General features: G+C 43.4%; 16 protein-coding genes, 1 tRNA gene and 1 pseudogene. 11 read left to right on the forward strand and 7 right to left on the reverse strand.

From position 1 onward, the window contains the following. Positions 1-33: 33 nt before the first annotated feature. Positions 34-570, forward strand: a complete 537-nt coding sequence (locus V7K15_RS29195; RefSeq protein WP_334911385.1) for a peroxiredoxin family protein — start codon at positions 34-36, stop codon at positions 568-570. A gap of 57 nt (positions 571-627) precedes the next feature. Further along, positions 628-1,281, forward strand: coding sequence for a glutathione S-transferase family protein (locus tag V7K15_RS29200; RefSeq protein WP_334911387.1), 654 nt, complete (start codon positions 628-630; stop codon positions 1,279-1,281). Positions 1,282-1,338: 57 nt separating this feature from the next. Here V7K15_RS29200 and V7K15_RS29205 read toward each other — a convergent pair whose 3' ends face one another. From V7K15_RS29205 to V7K15_RS29230, 6 genes are all read right to left on the reverse strand, one after another. Then, positions 1,339-2,334 carry a DnaJ C-terminal domain-containing protein gene (locus tag V7K15_RS29205; RefSeq protein ID WP_334911389.1) on the reverse strand — a complete coding sequence of 332 codons (996 nt, stop codon included), beginning with the start codon at positions 2,332-2,334 and terminating at the stop codon, positions 1,339-1,341. Between the two features lie 120 nt (positions 2,335-2,454). Further along, on the reverse strand, positions 2,455-3,024 hold the full coding sequence (locus V7K15_RS29210; protein ID WP_334911391.1) for an AAA family ATPase: 570 nt from the start codon (positions 3,022-3,024) through the stop codon (positions 2,455-2,457). Between the two features lie 33 nt (positions 3,025-3,057). After that, positions 3,058-4,347, reverse strand: a complete 1,290-nt coding sequence (locus tag V7K15_RS29215; protein WP_334911393.1) for a glucose-1-phosphate adenylyltransferase — start codon at positions 4,345-4,347, stop codon at positions 3,058-3,060. Between the two features lie 258 nt (positions 4,348-4,605). Further along, on the reverse strand, positions 4,606-4,905 hold the full coding sequence (locus V7K15_RS29220) for a hypothetical protein (RefSeq protein ID WP_334911395.1): 300 nt from the start codon (positions 4,903-4,905) through the stop codon (positions 4,606-4,608). 633 nt (positions 4,906-5,538) lie between these two features. After that, on the reverse strand, positions 5,539-7,266 hold the full coding sequence (locus V7K15_RS29225) for a S8 family serine peptidase (protein ID WP_334911397.1): 1,728 nt from the start codon (positions 7,264-7,266) through the stop codon (positions 5,539-5,541). Positions 7,267-7,540: 274 nt separating this feature from the next. Then, on the reverse strand, positions 7,541-7,765 hold the full coding sequence (locus V7K15_RS29230; RefSeq protein ID WP_334911399.1) for a hypothetical protein: 225 nt from the start codon (positions 7,763-7,765) through the stop codon (positions 7,541-7,543). A gap of 155 nt (positions 7,766-7,920) precedes the next feature. Between V7K15_RS29230 and V7K15_RS29235 the strand changes: the two genes are divergently transcribed. From V7K15_RS29235 to V7K15_RS29245, 3 genes are all read left to right on the forward strand, one after another. Beyond that, on the forward strand, positions 7,921-8,316 hold the full coding sequence (locus tag V7K15_RS29235; protein ID WP_334911401.1) for a hypothetical protein: 396 nt from the start codon (positions 7,921-7,923) through the stop codon (positions 8,314-8,316). 331 nt (positions 8,317-8,647) lie between these two features. Next, a complete protein-coding gene (locus V7K15_RS29240; RefSeq protein ID WP_334911403.1) occupies positions 8,648-9,415 on the forward strand; it encodes an SDR family oxidoreductase in 768 nt (255 codons plus the stop codon). A 157-nt stretch (positions 9,416-9,572) separates the two neighbouring features. Next, on the forward strand, positions 9,573-11,045 hold the full coding sequence (locus V7K15_RS29245) for a glycoside hydrolase family 13 protein (protein WP_334911405.1): 1,473 nt from the start codon (positions 9,573-9,575) through the stop codon (positions 11,043-11,045). Between the two features lie 204 nt (positions 11,046-11,249). Here the strand turns inward: V7K15_RS29245 and V7K15_RS29250 are convergent, their stop codons facing one another. Continuing rightward, complete coding sequence (locus V7K15_RS29250; protein WP_334911407.1) at positions 11,250-11,669, reverse strand: fasciclin domain-containing protein; 420 nt, start codon at positions 11,667-11,669, stop codon at positions 11,250-11,252. Between the two features lie 157 nt (positions 11,670-11,826). Here V7K15_RS29250 and V7K15_RS29255 point away from each other — a divergent pair, with 157 nt between their 5' ends. From V7K15_RS29255 to V7K15_RS29280, 6 genes and pseudogenes are all read left to right on the forward strand, one after another. Beyond that, entirely contained in the window at positions 11,827-12,063 is a 237-nt protein-coding gene (locus V7K15_RS29255) for a DNA-directed RNA polymerase subunit omega (protein ID WP_292799821.1), read from the forward strand. 23 nt (positions 12,064-12,086) lie between these two features. Then, complete coding sequence (locus tag V7K15_RS29260) at positions 12,087-12,719, forward strand: hypothetical protein (RefSeq protein WP_334911409.1); 633 nt, start codon at positions 12,087-12,089, stop codon at positions 12,717-12,719. 64 nt (positions 12,720-12,783) lie between these two features. Then, positions 12,784-13,149 carry a DUF1818 family protein gene (locus tag V7K15_RS29265; protein ID WP_334911411.1) on the forward strand — a complete coding sequence of 122 codons (366 nt, stop codon included), beginning with the start codon at positions 12,784-12,786 and terminating at the stop codon, positions 13,147-13,149. A 50-nt stretch (positions 13,150-13,199) separates the two neighbouring features. Next, positions 13,200-13,273: transfer RNA gene (locus V7K15_RS29270), tRNA-Pro, on the forward strand. Positions 13,274-13,599: 326 nt separating this feature from the next. Next, positions 13,600-14,987, forward strand: a pseudogene (locus V7K15_RS29275) (IS701 family transposase). A 177-nt stretch (positions 14,988-15,164) separates the two neighbouring features. Further along, positions 15,165-16,805, forward strand: coding sequence for a metallophosphoesterase family protein (locus tag V7K15_RS29280; protein WP_334911413.1), 1,641 nt, complete (start codon positions 15,165-15,167; stop codon positions 16,803-16,805). The last annotated feature ends 163 nt before the right edge of the window (positions 16,806-16,968 follow it).

The raw sequence follows: 16,968 nt of genomic DNA on the forward strand, positions 1-16,968 counted from the left end.
TAAAATGGTATTTAAATAATCAGGGCTAAAAGTATGCTTACTTCAACTGATTTTAGTGGCTTATTAAATGAGCGATTCTTCCGCAACTTTTTACCAGTTCCAGCTAGCAATCAACTCCGGTTGGGAGTGGGAACACCAGACTTTCAACTGCCAGATATTACTAACGGAACTTTAGTAAAATTGTCTGATTATAAAGGCAAGCAACCAGTGTTACTTGCCTTGACTCGGATCTTTACCGAAAAACAATATTGCCCTTTTTGTTTTCCTCACATCAAGGCTTTAAAGGAGAATTACGAGCAATTCAAAAATCGCGGTATCGAAGTTTTAATGATTACTAGTACTGATGAACGGCAGAGTCAAATAGTTGTGAAGGATTTAGGTTTACAAATGCCGTTGCTTAGTGATCCAAGTTGTCGAGTGTTTCGTACATATCAAGTAGGACAAGCTCTAGGAGCGCCTTTACCAGCACAGTTCGTATTAGATAAACAAGGAAAACTCCGCTACTGGCATTCATTTTCTTTTCTGGATCACAACGCTAGTGTTGAGACATTGTTAGAACAATTTAATTGAGTATAAGGTGTAAGATGAGCAATGTCCGCCCTAGTTATAAAGCTGTGAGGTTTTCTCATGTTGACACTTTATCACACACCGATTTCTCCCAACTCGCGCCGCGTTTGGATTACTCTCCTGGAAAAAGGACTTGAGTTTGAATTGGTAGAGATAAAACTGGATGGAGAGCAGTTTAAACCAGAGTTTTTGGCAATTAGCCCCTTCCATCACATTCCGGTGTTGGTAGATGACGGCTTGAATGTAGTGGAATCCTTAGCAATTCTGGAGTATTTAGAGGCAAAATATCCGACACCTGTGATGTTGCCTAAAGATGCCAAGGATTTAGCGATCGCACGGATGGTACAACTAGTAACTGTGAATGAACTTTTGCCAGCAGCCACTACCTTTCTACCTCAGCTTCTCGGTTTGCCTGGAGGAGATCCAGAAAAAATCGAGAAGGCAAAGCAGAAAATTGCTACAGTGCTGAAGTTTTTTGAAAATTTATTAGACGATCGCCCTTATTTTGGTAGTGAAAACCTAACTCTAGCTGAAGTTGTGGCTGGAACTGTAGTAGATGTGTTGCCAAGTGTAGGGATTTCCTTAACTGACTATCCCAAATTAAATGCTTGGTGCGATCGCTTGATTGTACGTCCAGCATGGCAAGCTACCGAGTCTACACCGGAGATAATAGAAGGCTTTAAGTCGATGATGGTGTCGAGAATGGCACAGTAAATTCATACCTAATTAATTTAGAGACGCGAAACTTCACGTCTCTAGAATCAAAAATATTTACAGCCTGACTTGCTGCAAATGACTGCGGGGATTATAAGTACGTATAGCCCGGATTTTTTCATAATATTCCCGCTCTTGTTGGCTGAGGTCTTTTGGTGGCACGATCGCTACCTTTACCAACTGATCGCCGCGTCCACCCTTGCCGAGAGGCCAACCTTTGCCACGTAAACGCAGCGATTGACCAGAACGTACCCCCGCAGGCAGCTTAACATTAACTGAACCATCGGGAGTTGGTACATCAATAGACGCTCCCAAAGCAGCTTCATCTGGTGTGATTGCCACTTCGCAAACCAGATTATCGCCTTCCATTTGGAAGAACGAATGCGGCTGAAGTTCGACTTTTAAGTATAAATCTCCCCGTTGTTGAGTCATCGGGTTGATTTGACCTTTGCCGCGCACACGTAGGCGAGTACCAGTTTTAGAGCCAGATGGGATGCGAACATCTATTGTTTCGTTACCTAAACTGAAGCGCTTTTGCACACCATTAAATGCTTCACCAAAAGTTAGAGCGATCGCAGCTTCACTATCTTGGGTAGCACCCGCACCTGCATCTTGAAACCCAAAATCGTTAAAGCCACCAAAACCACTTGGCGCACCTGTAGAAGTGCGATAAGAGTAATTTTGTCGCCCACTACGAGGGGTAGCACCACCAAAGCGTCCTAGCAACTCATTGATGAATTCATCAAAATTGCCGTATTGACTGAAGTCAAAGTTACCCATATCGGCACCAACACCGCCGGATGGGAAACCTTCACCAGCTTGTTTCCAATATTGACCGAATTGGTCGTACTTTTTGCGTTTATCTGCATCTGACACAACTTCGTAAGCTTCGCTAACTTCTTTGAAGCGTGCCTCTGCCTGTTTGTTGTTTGGATTAACATCAGGGTGATATTTGCGGGCTAGTTTCCGAAAGGCTTGTTTAATTTCCTCTGGAGTGGCAGTCTTACTAACTCCCAAAATAGCGTAATAGTCTTTGAAGTCGGTTGCAGCCATCTACCAGCCTCCTATATAAATTCCGGTTATGTTTTTTTTTAAGATGAGAGATGTTTAGTTTGCCTGGTATAGTGCCAAGCAAAAGGAATCTGATTTTAAATTAACAAACAATATAGAAAATCAAGTGTGGTTCTTGCTCACCGAGCGATCGCAATTTCCGTACTCCGATTTTTCTGATCTGCGGATCAGGTTGTCTAGTCCGTCTTCCAGGCTTGGGGGGGCATCCCGGAGTTGACGGTGCATCCGCAAAATAATTTCTTCTGGGACTTGGCGCGATCGCCTTTTATTGTGTGCTAAACACAACCAGACTGGCGTATCCACCCAAATTCCCCTAATGTCGGTAAAGCCCAGATTACGGGCTAAAGCAATGACTTCACGACGATGACGGCGCTGGGCATTAGTGGCGTCGAAAATGGCTGTATTACCTGTGGAAATAGCTTGCTGAAATTGCCGCTCAATTTCGCCCCAAATCAGCAGCCACGACCCCTGAATGGCTTGGGAACCGAACAATTGCCCCCGGATGGCATCTGTAGAAATCAGCGACATCTGGGGGCATTCTGCAAGTAATTGTTTTGCCAAAGTTGACTTCCCGCTACCCGGAAGACCAATCAGTAAAATGAGTGCTGAGTGCTGAGTGCTGAGTGCTGAGTAAGAAGTTAAGAGTGAGGAGTGATTAGATGTTGTACTCATAACTCCTAACTCCTAACTCACAACTCAGCACTATTAAATGATCGTTCCATCGGGAATTACAGCATTTTTCAGCACGACGACAATACCACTGCGGATGTAGAAACCTTGAGCTTCGCGGTCAGCTTCTTGCACGTTATCTTTATTGATAATTTTCACATCGTGACCGATGCTGGCATTTTTATCAATGATCGCACCACGAATCAGCGTGTCAGCACCGATGCCTACGGTAATGTCATCTTTTACTAAGATACCTTGGCGTTCCACAGAAGCTTGGTAAAAATCTGCACCCATGAGCAGAGATTCTTCGATGACGCAACCAGATTCAATCCGCGATCGCACTCCTACTACTGAATGTTTAATGTGACAATTTTTCAGAATACAACCTTCGCCGATAATTGATTCGGTGATGTGGCAATCTAAAAGTTTAGTCGGAGGTAAGTAACGAGCGCGGGTATAAATTGGCGCTTCTTCATCGTAGAAACTAAAAGGTGGCTGGGGTTGCTGAGTCAGAGCTAAGTTAGCATGATAAAATGCTTCAATTGTTCCAATATCTTCCCAGTAGTCATCAAATAAATAAGCTTGAACGTTGTAATCCTTAGAAGCATCAGGAATAATTTCTTTGCCAAAATCCGTCCGTTCTACAGATTCTTTTAACAACTTGATCAAAACATCTCTTTTAAAGACATAAATCCCCATTGAGGCGATGTAAGGCTGTAATTCGGCTTGTTCTTTTGTCAATCCCAGAATACTGGTATCAACGCGCATTTTAGTTAAGGCTTCGCCTTTGGGTTTTTCGCTAAAGTCAACAACCCTACCAGAATCGTCAATTTTCATTAAACCAAAATCTGAGGCGCGACGCTCATCAATGGGAATGACCGAGAGAGTAATATCAGCCCCCGTTTCTCTATGGCGCTGGATAAACAGACGGTAATCCATGCGGTAGAGGTGATCTCCTGAGAGGATCAGATATTCTTCAGCATTCCATTCTTCCAACAGCCATAGATACTGACGCACAGCATCGGCTGTACCTTGGAACCAGTTGGGGTTTTCTAACGTTTGCTGTGCGGCTAGCACTTCCACAAAGCCTTCGCTGAAGCCACTAAAATTGTAAGTGCGGGCGATGTGGCGATTCAGGGAAGCTGAGTTGAATTGTGTCAGGACGTAGATTTTGAATATTTCGGAATTTATGCAGTTACTAACAGGGATATCGATTAGGCGATACTTCCCCGCCACTGGTACTGCTGGTTTAGCACGTAGTTTGGTTAGTGGGTAAAGCCGAGTACCCGCGCCACCACCAAGGATGATTGATAATACTTTCTTCACAAAATTTCTCCCGACTGCCTTTCAACTCTCATCTTCAGTTTAGGACTGTATGGGGCAGCTGGTAAGGGGGATCTGATGATTCTTAGGAATGAATTTTAGAGAATGCTGGTAGTGATGAATGACACTACTAGCGAATAAATAATAATTAGAACATTTGTATTAATTGAAGTGAAAAGTTGGAGAGCGATCGCTACACCAACACCTTCGGCGATCGCTACAGCCCACAAATGAACAGAGAATTATTTTGGGAGCATCAGATCAAACACTGAAGCTACCTAAACTTTTTGTCTGATTTACCAAACGCAATTGCTGCGATCGCTTCAGACTGATCACCCAAGGTTGCTCTGACAACTGGGAAATGGCATTTGCTGACAGTATCGCCGTGAAAATATCTTTGCCACTAATAACACCACTCACGCCGAAACTTTCTAAAACAGCAATTGCAGCAGAGTCTAAAACTGGTTCAGTATGGATGAAAATTGCCAAACTCGCCTCTTCTGAATCTTGAACGTCATTCAGGGCTGTAGCAAGAGCGGCATCTAGTTTCTGATAATTCATCAGCAATTCCTTGGTAAAAAGGCTAGGCAATTTTTACCTAGCCTAACTTATCAAATTTATCGGTTGTTATCGCCTACCCTTGTACAGAAATAATTAGGACTTACACCGTTTCTTTGTGAAGCTGCATATATTTACCCCCCGGCTATGCCGTCCCCCCAAGGCATCGGGGGGACTACAGGGGGGTGTGTTATGTGCATCTTCATACAGAATTGGTATTACGCAAAACTATACGCACTCTGGGGTAATTCATGTAGCTTTAGCTGACCGCAGGGTATTGCCGCTACCTAAAAATCATTCTTTTCAGCTATTGTTTGCGTAAGTCCTGATAATAAGCTAATCGTCATTTATTTTTCCAGAATGATTCGCTTGTAGTAAGGGCTTTAGCCCTACTTTTATGCAACTTAAATGCTGATTAGCTTATCCATCTTTCTGAATCTAAACCTCATCTAAGTTGAGAACCGTAGTTTTTGCCCTCACCCTAAATCCCTCTCCCATATCTGGGAGAGGTACTTTGCCATTCTGGCTCCCCTTCTCCCAGATTTGGGATTCGGGGTTGGGGGATGAGGGCAAATCCTTTTGATCACCTTGATCACCGAAGAACTACAGGTTTTAAGATAGATAGACGCGGTTTAATTAGAGATTTAAGGCGTTAATCACTCCATAACCCCATTTGTCATCAAATGTGCCTGCCGGTTTTCCGGGAATAGCACTATTTTTACGTAGCAAGTCTTTCACAGCAGCCGGATCAAGCTGAGGATCACGTTGCAACAACAGTGCTACTAACCCACTAACCAACGGTGTCGCCATACTCGTACCAGCCTTGACCACAAACTTGGAATTAATCATTGATGCGCGGTCAAAATTTGCATCGGCGGAAAGCGTCGAAACAATCATTGCTCCCGGTGCTGTTACATCAGGCTTCTGTCCATCATTCCGTAGAGGTCCTTCACTACTGAATTCGGAAATAGTATTTAATTCTAAGCCCATTTCTCGCACTTGCTGATCAATATCTGTGTACGTGGCTTTAGTAGTATAGGCGGCAACTGTAACGGCACTGCTGGCGGCTCCCGGCGAACCAATTTTTACAGCATCTTTTACACTTTTACCTGTAAAAAACACTGAAGAACTATCATCTAGTGTCCACACATCTAAACGTGTGTCAGTTGAAGAAGTGTTGCGGACTCGTAGCTGCCAAATACCTCCCATTACTGGCGAGGGGTCAATACCACGTATTTGCACAAAGAAATTATGGTCGCTATTGGCTTTATCTGGCCCTGGTGTCGCTAATTGCACCCGTGCATCTGGTAACTGGTAATCTTGTGCAGCATTACCGTCAGCAATGATTTTTTGGAACGGGGTGACAAAACCGTTAGGACTCCGCAGCGACACTTCCAATTCGTTGTCTTTGGAATACCAACCGTTTAACCAAACTATGCCGACTTGATTCAAAGGAACATTAAAGCGCATCCCACGAGTCCGTCCACTGGATATCGTCGCTTGTCCATGAATGTTATCGTTTCCTTCGTTACCCGCAGCACAGCAAACAATTCTTCCAGCGCCAGTTTCGGCATCAATGACCTTTGATAACGAGTCGCTACCATCATGAGCATCAGCGTGTCCACCTAAGCTGAGATTTACCACTGCTGGGCGTCCCAACTCTTTAGCAACTCGGAAAATGTAACGAATGCCATCAGCAATGTGGGCATCTTGTAAATCTGATCTGACGACAATTAATTCTGCTTCTGGTGCTACACCGCCATAAATAGCATCGACACCGGCGGCAATACCAGCAACGTGAGTACCATGACCGCCAGTATCCTGAGAAATTGTCAGTTGCGCTCCCGTAAATTCCGCCCCATAGCCGCCCTCTGTGACTCCTGGGCCTGGCAGCGTTTGATCCCAAATGTGTAAAATTCGTTCAGCAAAAGCGGGGTGTTTCGGATCAATGCCACTGTCTATAATGCCGATGATTACTCCTTTACCAGTTAGTCCGGTTTGGTTCTTGAACTCCGGCACTTTCACTGTTCCTAGTGCTGTGTCCATCCTCAAATGAAGTTTGCGTGATGGTTTAATCCGGTGAATCACATCTTCTTCAGATAAGACATCTAAACTATCTATCGGTAAAAAAGCCGTCCGCACACTCCCAGAGTTTTGATTGACTTCAATATTATATTGTGATAAGTAACTCAAGTCTGCATCAGGGTCGCAGTAGATAAAAACGACGCTCTTAGTAGGCTTGACTGGGCTTTTGTGGGCAATAATCCCAAGGGATTTTTTGTGTTGAACTAAAGCTTGATCTCCTTCATTTTGATAGTCTTGAAATGCCAAAAGTAGTCCAGGAGAAAGTTTTTCGTGTCTCATTTCTACCTCCAATTAAATTTATTGGTGTCGTAGGGGCACAGCAATGCTCATTGGTGTCAACTTAACGTAGAAGTTAGGCTTGGCAAGCTTTCGAGGTTTAACCCTCACCCCCAGCCCCTCGACCAATTTTGGGAGAGGGGAGCAAATTATCTAGTTCCCCTTCTCCTAATTGGGATTCGGGGTTAGGGGATGAGGGTAAAACGTCTTCTCAAAGCAGATTTTTTCTGAAGTTGACACGTATGAGCTTTTTCTGTGCCCCTACCGCGTGGTCTATTTACCTGAAAACAGCTGTAAGTAAGTCTACATTCAAGTTGGAACCGTCTACGTTCAAGTTGGAACCGTCTACGTTCAAGTTGGAACCGTTTACGTTCAAGTTGGAACCGTTTACGTTCAAGTTGGAACCGTCTACGTTTAAGTTGGAACCGTCTACGTTTAAGTTGGAACCGTCTACGTTTAAGTTGGAACCGTTTACGTTCAAGATTTTATCAAGCTTAAACATATTATTTCTCTAAATACCAACATTTAGTAATTAAAATCCGAGAAATTACTGCTATGGCTTGAAAATTTTATTAAAAAAATTGCGAGTTCTGCTGAAGCCGAATGCAGTTAACTTGAGCCAAGCTAGCACTAGAAGCATCTTAAAGGACTAAATTTATGTCTCGGAGAAAACGTACCTCCCGCATTTTAGAAAAAGCTGAGTTAAGATCCACTGGACTTAAATCGATTGTTCCCAGCATCAAATTTGATGATAATTATAATATCGAAAAACTCCTTGAATCAATTGAGCAGTTACGTACAAAAATTAATGTTTATAATAGCGCTCTGTCTGTGATTGACTCTTCTAAAACTGAGATTGATGAAATGGAGAAAAACTTAAGCAGTCTTTCAGAGAAGATGCTAATGGTGGTTGCTATTAAGTACGGCAAAAACAGCCGTGAATATGAGATGGGCGGTGGTGTTCGCAATAGCGAACGTATTCGCAAAATCCGGTCGAGCCGTTTGAAAGCTAGTGCAGCACAAGCATTAGATGAAAATACTAAAACCGCTTAGGGTAATTCGTAATTCGTAATTCGTAATTCGTAATTCGTAATTACCTGTTTGCAACGGTTTCAGGCATTTAAAATAAGTAGTTTATTTACGCCGTGTTCTACTAGTACCGCAAGGCGTAATTTGTAATGACGCTCCTACGTTCGCGCAGCGTGTCGCAGACAGACGCTGGGCGTAGTTTGCTTTTTTGCAGAAGTACGCGGACTTGCTTTGCATGGCATTAACATAATAATTCGTAATTTGCAACATGGCAATTTTGATTGCAATCGTGCAAGTTATAATCGACCTAAGCAAATCTGCAAAGTGCCCTTGATACAGCACAGGAGAGTTTGAAGTGAGTCAATTACTGGAGAACAAAGTTGCCCTGGTGACGGGTGCGAGTCGTGGCATTGGTAGAGCGATCGCCCTGCGGCTTGCTCAAGATGGGGCATTGGTTGCCGTTCACTATGGGCGGAATGCCGATGCTGCTAACACCGTTGTCCAAGAGATTAAAGCGAATGGCGGAGCCGCTTTCTCAGTCCAGGCAGAGTTAAGCACCCTGGCAAATGTCTATGCGCTCTACGAAGCACTGGACGCTACACTGAACCAGCAAACCGGCACGAATCAGTTTGACATCCTGGTTAACAATGCTGGGATTGCTCCCAGGGTAACTATTGAGAAAACGACCGAGGCAATATTCGACGAACTGATTGCGGTTAATGTGAAAGCGCCATTCTTCCTAGTCCAGCAGGCAATCCCCCGACTGCGAGACGGTGGACGGATTATCAACCTCTCCTCTGGAGTGACGCGCATTGCCTTTCCTGATGTGGCTGCCTATAGTCTTACCAAAGGAGCCATCAACACCCTCACTCTTGTACTCGCTAAACAGCTTGGGGTACGCAACATCACGGTCAATTCACTCGCTCCCGGCATCATTGACACAGAGATGAATGCAGACATACTTGCGGACGAAGCCTCACAGAAATTTGCAGCCAGTCTATCAGCACTGGGTCGAGTCGGTCAACCCAGCGATGTTGCAGATGCGGCTGCCTTCCTCGCTTCATCTGACAGCCGTTGGGTGACGGGTCAATACCTTGATGTTACTGGCGGGTCGAATCTTTAACAGGTAGCAACCTGCAAAAGTATTGATCTCGATCAATCAATACTTTTCAAACATCCTATAATAACTACTAATAAATGACAGATTTTCTATCATAAGTAAGAGCCATAAAGAAGCTAATATTTGCAACGATCGCTTCTGAAGGTACAAAAATTTATTCATGCAAATTCAAACACCAGACTGGGTAAAACACGCGGTTTTCTACCAAATCTTCCCAGATCGCTTTGCCAGAAGCAAACAGCCGCGCAAACGGTTGTTGCACGAAGGCCGTTGGGAAGATTGGGAAGCTATGCCAACACTCCAAGGTTATAAAGGCGGCGACTTATGGGGCATCATGGAGCAATTAGACTACATCCATGATCTGGGGATTAATGCGATTTATTTCACACCGATTTTTCAATCCGCCAGTAATCATCGCTATCATACCCACGATTATTACCAAGTTGACCCAATGCTGGGGGGTAACGAGGCTTTTAAGGATTTACTCGACGCCGCCCATGAACGGAATATCAAAGTAGTTCTGGATGGAGTGTTTAACCATTCCAGCCGGGGCTTTTTCTTTTTCCATGACGTTCTAGAGAATGGCCCCCATTCCCCTTGGCTAAATTGGTTCAAAATAGATGGTTGGCCGCTTTCACCATACAATGGGGAATTCCCTGCTAACTACGGGGGTTGGGTAGGAAATCGGGCTTTGCCAGAATTTAATCACGATAATCCCGAAGTCCGAGAATATATTATGGAGATTGCCGAATATTGGATAAAATTCGGCATCGACGGTTGGCGATTAGATGTACCATTTGAAATAAAAACTCCTGGCTTTTGGCAGGAATTCCGCGATCGCGTTAAGGCAGTCAATCCTGAAGCATACATTGTCGGCGAAGTCTGGGGAGATTCCCGCCAGTGGTTGGATGGGACGCAATTTGACGGGGTGATGAATTATTTATTTGCTGGGCCGACAATTGCCTTTGCAGCTGGCGATCGCGTAGTCTTAGACCAAGTTCAAAGCCGCGACTATCAACCTTACCCACCCTTATTTGCTGCCGAGTACGCCACCAAAATCCAAGAAGTACTGCAACTTTACCCTTGGGAAATTCAGCTAACTCAACTCAATTTGTTAGCAAGTCACGATACAGCCCGATTAATGACCATTGCAGGCGGCGATAAAGCTAGTGTGGAATTGTCAACTCTACTGCTACTCACCTATCCTGGTGCCCCCAGCATCTACTATGGCGATGAAGTTGGTTTACCTGGTGGCATAGATCCAGACTCCCGCCGTAGCTTTCCTTTAGAAGCCAAGTGGGAGCGAGAAATTTTTAATACTCACCGTCAATTAATTGTCCTACGCCAAACTTACCCAGCATTGCGTACAGGTGATTACCAAGTCCTCCATGCTCAAGGACAACTTTATATCTTTGCGCGAACTTTGGGGACAGAGGAATTGATAATTGCCGTCAACGCTGGCACAAGTTCGGCAACAGCGAATGTAGATATCCCCAGTTTGGGTACTCAACCCAATAAGCAGTTATATGGTACTGCTGAGGTTGAGTGGAATGGTGAAGGAGAAACTCAGCAGTTAACGTTGAGTGTTCCCGCACGCAGTGGCTGCATTTTGGGAGTAGGGAGTCGGGAGTAGGCTTGCCGTGAGCGTAGCCGAATGGGAGTGGGGAGTGGGGAGTGGGAGGGGGACAAGGGGGACAAAAAGAATAACCAATGCCCAATGCCCCATGCCCCATGCCCCATGCCCAATACTTCTCTACGTTCGCGCAGCGTGTCGAAGACAGAGGCTGCGCCAACGACTTCGCTCAGTACAAGTGCCCCATGCCCAATGCCCCATCCATTAACTTCCGGCCACCATCGCAGGCATCAACACTGCATCAATAATATGGATCACGCCATTGTCTGCCAGAATATCTGTTTTGACGACATTGGCGTTATTCACCTTAAATTTACCATCGGCAGATTCAATGGCTACAATTGACCCCTCAATCGTTTCTGCCTCATTAATCTGTACCAAGTCATCAGACCTAACATCTCCACTAGCGATATGATATGCTACAATTTTCTTCAGCTTGGGGATATCTTGTAGTAGCGACTCTAAAGTTCCCTCTGGCAGCTTGGCAAAAGCTTCGTCAGTCGGTGCAAATAGTGTGAAAGAACCAGGACTTTTCAGAATTTCTATGAGATCGGCAGCTTTAGCAGCCTTCACTAGGGTAGTGAAGTTTCCGGCGTTGATAGCAGTTTCCAGAAGATCAGCCATAAGGGTGTGTAATTTTAGTCAGGTAATATTATAAGTAACTTATATTGATTAAAACACTCTCAACCTCTATCAAGAGAGAGGTTGCTAGCGATTAAATGCACAGCAGCAGATTTATTAGTACTGCTACACTGGGGAATGACCCCAAGAACCATTAATTATGCTAAAGCGTTCTAAGTTCGAGACAACTCAGTCTCAGATTATGCACCGTTCAGAGGAGCTGATTGGTGCAGCCTCAAATCGTTACCGCATTACGGTTCAGGTGGCAAATCGTGCTAAACGTCGGCGTTATGAAGACTTTGAAAGTAACGAAGATGTGATGATGAAGCCAGTGCTAAGGGCAATTATCGAAATGTCCGATGAATTGACTCAGCCAGAAATTATTGGCGAACTATAAAAAAAGGTTTTAGAGAAGGTAGGATGAGCAAACATTTATCGTTCATTCAACCCCTACTCAAGCCCTGGCAGACACTCACTGCCTTAATGGTAGTGGGTGTAATTGTTTTGGGTTCAGGGACGGGGAAATCAATACATACAAGTTTATTTTATATGCAAGGTGCGATCGCAGCGCCAAGGTCAAGTGCGATCGCTCAGAGAATCACTCCTAGCGATGTTTGGCAGCAAGTATATCAGCAATTGCCAGATTTCCCATGCGAAAATAAGTATATCAGCAAAGAAAATGGGAAAGTTGCCGAAAACAACACCTTAGTAAATCGCCTGATTAGATACCACATTTATACCAAAGGGCGAGCTCCAATTTATCGTTTGGATTGGAAGCTGACTTTAGCTGATTACCTGGGTGTGAATGAAATTATGTATGATAATAGCTATCCAGGGAATGATACACTACGGGAAAATCCGCTAGAAGGCGATCGTAAAGCCATTACCCGTCTCACCCGCAGCCAGCGAGATGCCCTAGTGCAAGTCTTAGTCAACATATTTAATCCTACTTCTCAAAATCCCCTACCCCCTAGCCCCAACAACCCACCCAGTCCGACTACATCCACTCCCCCACAGCCACCACAACGGGGAGGTGCGGAATTACTCAAGTAAATCAATAACTCCAAACTCCTGTACAGACGCGATTAATCGCGTCTCTCCAAACTCCTAACTTTTTATGGAACGTGTTGTCAAAAGCGGATTTGGTTGGCGTATTGGCTGGAACCCCGATGCATTCGAGTTTAAAGGTTTAGTCGGTACAGATGATTGGGCAATTGAGTTAACCGAAGCCGAGTTGAATGATTTTTGCCGTCTATTAGCACAGCTAGTAGACACCATGAAGCAACTCGCAACTGAATTAATGGAAGAGGAAAAAATTGCTTGTGAAGCCGAAAGCGATTTATTATGGATGGAGGTAGAAGGCTATCCTGATGATTACACTCTGCGCTTTATCTTGAATATAGGGCGATGTGTAGAAGGTAAATGGGATGCTTCTGCTGTTCCAGATTTACTGCAAGCTAGTGGGATGCTCAAGGTTTTTTAAGCTTGCCTCTTGATTATCCTCAAGTTTTGCTGTATGATAATAATTCTGACCGGGGCGTAGCGCAGCTTGGTAGCGCGCCACTTTGGGGTAGTGGAGGTCGTGGGTTCAAATCCCGCCGCTCCGATTGATGATAAGCCATACCTGCTACTCTTTTTAAAAGATTGGCAGGTTTTTCAATCAAATCTGTGAGAGGATACCAAATCCTTAGCAAAAAATCATTAGACATAGCCCTCTTCTGTCACTTTCCGGGTATTCTGAATAAAAGAATAAAAAAAGAAAACCCTCAAAGGTAAGTAGGGCAATGGATGTAGAATTACAAATCTTGAAACATTTGGCTGTCTTATGCTCACCCAACAGTTGCCACCATAGATGAATATCCCTCTTCTGTCACTTTCCGGGTATTCTGAATAAAAGAATAAAAAAAGAAAACCCTCAAAGGTAAGTAGGGCAATGGATGTAGAATTACAAATCTTGAAACATTTGGCTGTCTTATGCTCACCCAACAGTTGCCACCATAGATGAATATTGTGCAGAGTATAAAGACCTGTTTAAAGAAGTCAGAAATTATGAGTGCTTCAAATATTTACATCTGGGAATAATGTCCCAAATTCAAAGAAAATCATTACCAGAGATAGCGAAAGTCGTAAGCATAAACTCCGCACAGTCGTTACATCATTTTCTAGCCAATTCAGATTGGTCAGTAAATGAGTTAAAGCAACGAAGATTAAATAAATTGAAGAAAGAATTAGATGGTCAGGCAATTACAGTAGTAATAGATGAAACCGGAGATAGAAAAAAAGGTAAAAAGACTGATTATGTGGCTAGAGAATATTTAGGAAGCGTGGGGAAGGTAGATAATGGAAACGTTTGCAGTCAATGCTTATGGGGTTTACTCTAAAATAACTTTTCCATTAATTGTAAAAATATTTAAACCAAAAGGAACACTAAAGGAGTCAGATAAATACAAAACGAAAATAGAGTTAGCATCAGAAATTATTACAGAGTTAATTGAATCAGGGTTTAATATTGAATTAGTACTGGCTGATAGCTTATATGGTGAAAGTAGTCAATTTATTAGAAAAATAGCTGAATATAATTTAGCTTACGTTGTATCAATTAGAAATAATCATGGAGTCTGGTTGCCAGCAGGTCAAAGGGTTAGGGCGAATAAATGGTGTAAATTTGAAAGAACATTTAGCAATTCCCTAATCAGAAACTAGATACATTAGGGAAATAATTTATGGTAAAAAAAGAGCCGTAACTTACTGGGAAATAACTACTGACCCAGAAACTATGCCAGAGAATTATACAACATTTGTGATGACAAATCTTCAAGGTAATCTCAAGAAAACTTTAGGTGACTTATATGGATTAAGAACCTGGGTAGAATATGGTTTTCGACAGTGTAAACCGGAACTAGGCTGGACAGATTACCGTTTCACCAATTTCCAACATATTGAGAGGTGGTGAGCCAGCGCGTTGCGGGGGTTCCCCCCGTTGTAGCGACTGGCGAACCCGAAGGGTGGGAGATTATTTTTTGTGCTTACACGATGATTAGTTTAAATTCTCCAGTCTTCTTAGGCTTAAATCAATCTCGTCAAATTGAGACTGAGGCACAAAAAAATAGTTCTGTTGATTTTTCTAATCATCCACAATGGAACCATGAATACGGATGGAAGAATACTTTAAATAATCTGCGTCTCATCATCCAACCACTCTTACTATTTTGGTTGATTTATCCCTGGTTAAGTATTTTCCATAATTCACATTTATTGCTAGGATTAAATCATTTAATTGCTGCAATGAATCAATTTAAACCTGGTTATGCTTCTGGATAATTTAACTTATTTACTACCTGCTTATTTCGGAAAGTGACAGAAGAGGGATACCCTAGAAAATTTGGTATGTTACTCATGCTCAGACGCAAAAGCCGCCGTCAAATCTCCTTAGTGGCTATGCTTGTGCTTGTTATATGCTTTACTCTGGTAAGTGTGCGTTCATTTGGGCAAACAATTATGACATCAGCGCCGCAACTACTCACTGACCCATTTTTGCAACTCCCAACTGAAACCTCAGTGCGAGTAGTTTGGTTTACTGAGTTTCTTGGTGTTAATCACACAGTAACCTACGGGGAAAATCTCAAACAAACTGCTAAGGCAAATATTATCAAACTCAGTAGCACGCGTGAAGACCAAGAGTCAAGAGTTGCAAACCAAACCAAAGACGGCCAAGTTTATCAAAAACCTGTCCAGCGTGATATTTGGCGACATGAAGCTGAGGTGACTGGGTTAACTCCTGGTTTGCGGGTAAACTATCGGGTTACGAGTGTGCGAGAAGACGGCGAAAGTGTTAGCAGTGATGTTTTTAGCCTCGCAGCTACTCCAAAACCGGATACACCATTAAAAATTTTACTCACCTCTGACCATCAATTAAAGCCGATGACATCTGCAAATCTGCAAAAGGTGGTAGAAACGGTTGGACGAGTCGATGGAGTGTGGTTTGCCGGTGATTTGGTCAATGTTAGCGATCGCGCCTCAGAATGGTTTGATGATAATAGTGGTGGTGCGTTGTTTCCCGGTTTACAAGGTCGTGCTAAATATAACATCACGCACGACGGTATTAAGACAACCTATACTGGTGGCCAAATAATTCAATATGCACCCATGTTTACTTGCATTGGCAATCATGAGGTGATGGGGCGCTTTGGCAGGACGGAAAGTTTAAATGGTGAATTTGATGATACAATTGGGCGTGTTGTTGCTCAAAAAATCTACTCGGACAAGTCTTTAATAGATAATTCTTTTAATACTAATACCTACGAAGAGATTTTCTCTTTACCAAAAAGTAAAGAGGGGGGAAAAAGGTATTATGCAGTTAGTTTTGGTGATGTGCGTTTGGTGGTACTGTACGCTACGAATACGTGGCGCACTAAGAGCTTAGATGGAAAGCGTAAAGGTAGATATCAAGAAGCAGAAAAGGATTTAAATAATCCTGAAGATTGGGGTTATGGACAGTTGATTTATGAGCCAATTGCTAAAGGCAGCAAGCAGTATAATTGGTTAGAGGCAGAACTCAACAGCCCTGAGTTTAAACAAGCAAAATACAAAGTTGTGATGTTCCATCATCCGCCCCATACTCTGGGTGATAATATAGTTCCGGCTTATACAGAACCAGTACAAATAATTGAACGAGATAACGATAATATCAAAGCAGTGCGTTACGAGTACCCCAAAGACGCAGATTATATTATCCGCGATGTTGTCCCTTTACTAGAAGCGGCTAATGTGCAATTGGTATTCTATGGACATTCCCATTTGTGGAACCGGTTTGTTAGTGCCAGTGGAATGCACTTTCTGGAAACATCTAATGTGGGCAATACTTACGGCGCGGCTTGGGGTGACAAAAAGCGAGAAGTGCCAATTGGATATCAAGAAAATTATGTTAAGCTTGGTGATCCCAATGGTTTAGAACCGATAGTACCAACAATTGCTCCCTTGCTGGGTGAAGATGGCAAGCCGATGCCTTATATTGCAAGTAATGATATTACGGTTTTCAGTATTTTTGATACGGGGACAGGTACAATAAGTAGTTATCGCTTTGATACCCGCAAGCCGGATTCGGAAGTATTGAAGTTTGATGAATTTAAGTTGAAATAGGGAATACCTCCCGGCGTCTTGTTCATGGGGATTAGGGACTGACAAATAAAAAAATACTTAACTACTTCTTGTGGGGCGGGCGATACGAGGGACTTAAGCCAGAGGTGGGCAAGATGCCCACCCCACAAGATTGGGTAATTTATTTGTTGGAAGTCCCTTAGTT

This window comes from Nostoc sp., from assembly GCF_036919815.1.
In the GTDB taxonomy this organism is placed as follows: domain Bacteria; phylum Cyanobacteriota; class Cyanobacteriia; order Cyanobacteriales; family Nostocaceae; genus Nostoc.